1 pseudogene is annotated in these 294 nt (G+C 67.0%); it reads right to left on the bottom strand.

Annotated elements, in window-relative coordinates:
• Positions 1-294, bottom strand: a pseudogene (locus RVY79_RS18945) (malto-oligosyltrehalose trehalohydrolase); the annotation flags it as partial.

The following is a 294-nucleotide window of genomic DNA, read 5'->3' as shown; positions in this document are numbered from 1 at the left end:
CGGCGAACGCCGTGAACTTTGCAAACTCGCGCCTGCGCCCTTCGCGCACCGCGTCTGCCAGCGTGCCGCGGTGGCTGGTGAAGTACAGGAAGGGACACCGGGCACCCCATTCCTCACCCATGAACAGCATCGGAATCTGCGGGCTTAACAGCAGCAGCGCATGGGCTGCGCGTAGCGCATCCGGGTGCGCAAGCTGCGTCAGCCGTTCGCCCATGGCGCGGTTGCCGATCTGGTCGTGGTTCTGCAGGAACAGCACGAAGGAGGTCGGCGGCAGATGCGCGCTGGGCTCGCCGC

Source organism: Chromohalobacter sp. HP20-39 (genome assembly GCF_033052815.1).
In the GTDB taxonomy this organism is placed as follows: Bacteria; Pseudomonadota; Gammaproteobacteria; order Pseudomonadales; family Halomonadaceae; genus Chromohalobacter.
This window is presented reverse-complemented; position numbering and strand designations above follow the sequence as displayed.